5 protein-coding genes are annotated in these 5,427 nt (G+C 63.5%); 2 read left to right on the top strand and 3 right to left on the bottom strand.

What is annotated here, in order from left to right:
- Positions 1-296: 296 nt before the first annotated feature.
- On the bottom strand, positions 297-1,217 hold the full coding sequence (ppk2, locus tag EOA29_RS23710) for a polyphosphate kinase 2 (RefSeq protein WP_126094244.1): 921 nt from the start codon (positions 1,215-1,217) through the stop codon (positions 297-299).
- Between the two features lie 269 nt (positions 1,218-1,486).
- Between ppk2 and EOA29_RS23705 the strand changes: the two genes are divergently transcribed.
- Positions 1,487-2,530, top strand: coding sequence for an aldo/keto reductase (locus EOA29_RS23705; protein WP_126094245.1), 1,044 nt, complete (start codon positions 1,487-1,489; stop codon positions 2,528-2,530).
- Between the two features lie 6 nt (positions 2,531-2,536).
- Here EOA29_RS23705 and EOA29_RS23700 read toward each other — a convergent pair whose 3' ends face one another.
- Positions 2,537-3,508 (bottom strand): glycosyl transferase family 90, encoded by a 972-nt coding sequence (locus EOA29_RS23700; protein WP_126094246.1) that lies wholly within the window; start codon positions 3,506-3,508, stop codon positions 2,537-2,539.
- A gap of 120 nt (positions 3,509-3,628) precedes the next feature.
- Positions 3,629-4,294 (bottom strand): GntR family transcriptional regulator, encoded by a 666-nt coding sequence (locus EOA29_RS23695; protein ID WP_126095928.1) that lies wholly within the window; start codon positions 4,292-4,294, stop codon positions 3,629-3,631.
- A gap of 118 nt (positions 4,295-4,412) precedes the next feature.
- Here EOA29_RS23695 and EOA29_RS23690 point away from each other — a divergent pair.
- Positions 4,413-5,427, top strand: a 1,015-nt coding sequence (locus EOA29_RS23690) for an MFS transporter (protein WP_127221644.1), incomplete at its 3' end; no start/stop codon positions are given.

The raw sequence follows: 5,427 nt of genomic DNA, 5'->3' as shown, positions 1-5,427 counted from the left end.
ACAATGGCGGCTACAGAATCACATACAATTCAACCGCTTCAAGCCATTTTCCGACGGCGCCTCTTCACGCTTGACCACAGCACGAAGCAAATGTGTGCGCACGCTAGCCCCTTGTGGGAGAAGGTGGCCGAGCGAAGCTCGGCCGGATGAGGGGTGTTGGACGGATCACTGCGCTGAAGATATAAACGCCTCAAAACGTTTAATTTTTCGAAGCCTCATTCCCTCCAACACCCCTCATCCGTCTCGGCGCTGCGCGCCGATCCACCTTCTCCCACAAGGGGAGAAGGAGGGGTGCCTCAATACTTCTGCGGCACGTAAAGCTCGCGCGGCAGCACCTGGCGCTCGTAGTCCGGGTTGAAGACGCGCTCCGGGAGCGTGATCTCCTCGTGCGGCACATCTTCGTAAGGCAATTGCTGCAGCAGATGGTCGATGCAGTTCAGCCGCGCCCGCTTCTTGTCGTTGCCCTCGACGATGAACCACGGCGCTTCCTTGATGTTGGTGCGGGCGAAGGTCTCCTCCTTGGCCTTGGTGTACTGCTCCCAGCGCACGCGCGACTGCAGGTCCATCGGCGACAGCTTCCACTGCTTCATCGGATCGTGGATGCGCATCAGGAAGCGCATCTGCTGCTCCTCATCGGTGATGGAGAACCAGTACTTCACCAGCGTGATGCCCGAGCGCACCAGCATGCGCTCAAATTCCGGCACGTCGTGGAAGAATTCTTCCACCTGCTCGGGGTTGGCAAAGCCCATCACGCGCTCGACGCCGGAGCGGTTGTACCAGGAGCGGTCGAGCAGCACGATCTCGCCGCCGGCCGGCAGATGCGGCACATAACGCTGGAAATACCATTGCGACTTTTCGCGCTCGGTCGGTGCCGGCAGCGCCACGACGCGACAGATGCGCGGGTTGAGGCGCTGGGTGATGCGCTTGATGACGCCGCCCTTGCCGGCGGAGTCGCGGCCTTCGAAGATCACCACCAGCTTCTTCTTGTGGTAGGCGACCCAGGACTGCAGCTTGATCAGCTCGGACTGCAGCCGCAGCAGCTCGCGGAAGTAGGTCAGGCGCTCGATGGAAGGCGGATGCGCATTCTTGTAGATCCTGGCGATCTCCAGCGACAGCGCCGGCTCGGAAATCTCCAGCTCATAATCCTCGTCGAGCGTGTCGGCGAGTTCGGCTTCCAGCCAATCCTTGGCCCCGGAATTCGGTTTGAGTTCGTTCATCACGCTGCTCCTGCCTGTCAGCCATCTTAGCCTCGGATGCGTTTCAGCCTGGGCCAGAAACGCCACTCCCTAAGCCGACTGAGATACAGACGCGCAATGACGGTTTTATTGCAAGCGCCGTCCCGGCCGGGTGCTGGTCTAGCCGATATGTGATCGGCCCGGACCGACAGCGGGGCGACAAGCCGCCGGAATTGTCCTACAAATACCATCGCGCTTTTTCCGGCGCCCGCCACGCGCGCCTCTTCAAAACAAAATCGCGAGGATCCGACATGGAATACCGCACCCTTGGCCGTTCCGGCCTGAAGGTTTCGACATTGACCCTTGGCACGATGACCTTCGGCGGCACGGGCCCGTTCGCCGCCGTCGGCAAATCCGACCTTTCGGAAGCCAGGCGCATCATCGATACCTGCCTCGATGCCGGCATCAATCTCATCGACACCGCCAACGTCTATTCGAATGGCTTGTCGGAGGAGATCGTCGGCGAGGCGCTCGGCGGGAAGCGCAAGAACGATGTGCTGATCGCCTCCAAGGCGCGCATGCGGATCGGCAACGGCCCCAACGACGAAGGCCTGTCGCGCCATCATCTGATCCGCGAATGCGAGAGGAGCCTGAAGCGGCTCAAGACCGACGTCATCGACATCTATTTCCTGCACGAATGGGATGGCGTCACGCCGCTGGAGGAGACGATCGCCGCGCTCGACACCTTGGTCGGCCAGGGCAAGGTCCGCTATGTCGGCTGTTCCAACTTTTCGGGCTGGCAGGTGATGAAGGCGCTCTCGATCAGCGACAGCCATCATCAGCCGCGCTTCGTCACCCAGCAGATCCACTACACGCTTGAAGCACGCGAGGCCGAATACGAGTTGCTGCCGATTTCGGTCGACCAGGGCCTCGGCGTGCTGGTGTGGAGCCCGCTGGCCGGCGGCCTGCTTTCGGGCAAATACCGCCGCGACAGCCCGACGGCGCGGCAACTTGGCGGCTGGTCGGAACCGCCGATCCGCGATGAGGACAGGTTGTGGCGGATCGTCGACATGCTCTCCGAGATCGGCAAGGCGCGTGGCGTGTCGGCGGCGCAGGTGGCGCTTGCCTGGCTGCTCGGCCGCCCGGCCGTCAGTTCGCTGGTGATCGGTGCCCGCAACGAAACCCAGCTCACGGACAACCTTGCCGCGGCAAGCCTGACGCTGACGCTCGACGAGCGTTTGCGCCTCGACGCCGTCAGCCGGCCGCCGGTGCTTTATCCTTACTGGCACCAGCAGTTCACCGCCAAGGACCGTTTCGGCCCGGCCGACCTGGTGCTCGACCGCAGCGATATCTAAGAACCCTCAGCCCGTGATGTAGCGCCAAACCTCGGGGTCGGGTTTGATCTGGCCGCTCAGCACGAAATATTTGTAGAGGACGAGCAGCGAGACCGCCCGCTCGTCCTTTTCATTGCTGAACCGGCGGCAGTAAGCGTTGGCCGCCGTCGTGATGCGTTGGGCTTCCGCCGGGTGCGTTTCGAAATAGGCGATCTTGTCGGCGACGTCCGAAAAATCGGGCGCCAGCGGCACGTAGTGGACATTGGGCTCGACCTCAGCTTCGGCGAACCAGGTCTCGTAGGTCGGAGGCGGCATCAGGCAGAGCGAGTTCGAGCTCATGATCCATTTCAGGTTCGTGGCCACGTCGTTACCTTCGAGCGAGACGATGTAGCGGAACTGCAGCTGCTGCGGGATCGTAAGGTAGGGCTTACGGTAGTTCTCCGGCGCGCTTGGCTTGGGCGAGCCCGCATCGCAAGCCGGCAGACCGCGCACTGCATCGACGAACCGCTTGCGGATCGGATTGTTGAAATCGCCGCGCCAGACCGCCATCGGGCGCTTCTCGGCGAAGGACAACCCGTCGCGGGGAAACCGGAAATGGCGGAACTTGTCGAGCTTCATGATCACGGCGTTGCCGTTGTCGTCACGGATCGGCCGGTCCTTGACGATCGCCGGCATCTTGGGCACATCGACGACATCGCCGAACTCGAGATCGATGATCAGGTCGCGATCGAAGTAGCGGGCGAACTCCTTCAGATCGTAATAGTACATGCTCCCGAACTTGGGTATTTGACCGGCCGGCACGGCCGCCGCGCTCGGCGCGAAGCCATGGTCGAGCTTGTTGTAATAGTTGACCCGATCGCGGACCGTTTTGCTGGAAAGCTTCGCCTGCCCCAGGAGGCCGGCGAGGCGCTGGCGAAAGAGAGCCTGCGGCACCACATCGCGCGTTATGTTGCGTACGAAATAGAATACCCGCGCTGCGGTGCGTAAGGGCGAGGCCATGCGTCCTTCGTTTCAAAGATGTGGCGTCGAGCCTCCTACAGCATTGTGCCGAACATCTTGCAAGCCCGCGCAGGCAAACGAACTTGTGAGAGTCCTAATATTCGGCGGCGATTGCAGGGATCAGGCAGCGACGACGGCGAAGCCCCTGGCGCGCAGGCCGCGCCGGTCATCATGCAGCGAAGTCACCAGCCGGTCGCGGCTGCCGGCGATATGAGCCGAGAGCAGCCTAGCTGCCTCGTCGGCGTCACCCTTTCGCACGGCGCCCAGGATGGCATGGTGCTCGGCCCAGGCGCGGCCGAGCGCCGCCTCGTCGCGCACTTCCAGCCAGCGGGCACGCGACAGCCTGGTCATTGCATCGCGTACCGCCCGCAACAGGAATTCATTGCCGGAAAGCCTGGCCAGCTCGATGTGGAAATCCATGCCGACGCGATGCCATTCCTCGCGCGGCGTGTCGGCGTCGCAGGAATCGAGCATCGCCGCGATCACCTCGACCCCGCTGCGATCCTCAAGCGCTGCCGTCAGCCGCACCGCCGCCACCTCGACCGCCTCGCGGTAGACGGCGATCTGGCCAAGCTCGGCGAGATTGATCGGCGCCACGGTCCAGCCGCGGCCGTCGCGGCCGACCAGACCTTCGGTCTCGAGGCGCAGCAAAGCGGCCCTGACCGGCGTGCGCGAGGCGCCGAAGCGGCTTTCGATCCAGCGCTCCGTCAGCCGCTCGCCCGGGCCGATCTCCAGCCCGAGGATCATCTCGCGAAGTTGCCTTTCGACATTCTGCATCTGCGACATTGTCGTTCCGCTCTTCGGCACCGCATTGACAGCGGCCGGGTTGAGGTCCATGACGGATACCGATTTGGTATCCCAAAATGGTATCCGGAGCAATCCCGGATAACCGGGCAGGCATAACATGGCGGACGGCGGTACAGAACAGGGCGGCTACAACGCCCATTGGCGGCGCAATCTCGCCGTCTGCTTCGCCGGCTCGTTCAGCACGCTCATTGCCATGACGCTGCTCTTGCCTTTTCTGCCCCTTTACGTCGAACAGCTCGGCGCCGAGGGGCACGCCGCGATCGTGCAATGGTCGGGTATCGCCTATGGCGCAACCTTCTTTGCCGCGGCCCTGGTCGCACCGTTGTGGGGGCGGCTGGGCGACCGCTATGGCCGCAAGCTGATGCTGGTGCGCGCCTCGTTCGGCATGGCGATCTGCATGTCGCTGACCGGCATGGTTGAAAGCGTTTGGCAACTGGTGCTGCTGAGGCTCCTGATCGGCTTTGCCGGCGGCTATTCCTCGGGATCGACGATATTGGTGGCGATGCAGACGCCCAAGGACCGCTCCGGCTGGGCGCTCGGCGTGCTGGCGGCCGGCATCACGGCGGGCTCGCTGGTCGGCCCGCTGCTCGGCGGCGCGCTGCCGCCGGTGATCGGCATCCGCGCGACCTTCCTGCTGTCCGGCGGCGTCATCTTCCTTGCCTTCCTGGCCACGACCTTCCTGATCAAGGAAAACCCGCGTCCAGTTGCGGCCAACGCCGCTTCGGCGGCGAAGCCGAGGAGCGGCTGGTCGCAGATCCCTGACAAGCGACCGGTCGTGGCGATGCTGACGACCGGCATGCTGCTCGCCTTCGCCACAATGTCGATCGAGCCGATCATCACCGTCTATGTGCAGCAACTCGTCGTGGGCCAGAGCAAGGTGACGATGGTCGCCGGCGTGGTGATGTCGGCGGCAGCACTCGGCACGATCCTGTCCTCCTCATGGCTGGGCAGGCTCGCCGATCGCGTCGGCCACTGGAACGTCGTTGTCGGCGCGCTTGCCGTCTCGGCGCTGCTGCTCGTCCCGCAGGCGTTCGTCACCGATGGCTGGCAGTTGATCGGGCTGCGTTTCCTGATGGGTCTGGCGCTGGGTGGCCTCTTGCCCTGCATCACCA

Source organism: Mesorhizobium sp. M1E.F.Ca.ET.063.01.1.1 (genome assembly GCF_003998155.1).
Taxonomy (GTDB): Bacteria; Pseudomonadota; Alphaproteobacteria; order Rhizobiales; family Rhizobiaceae; genus Mesorhizobium.
This window is presented reverse-complemented; position numbering and strand designations above follow the sequence as displayed.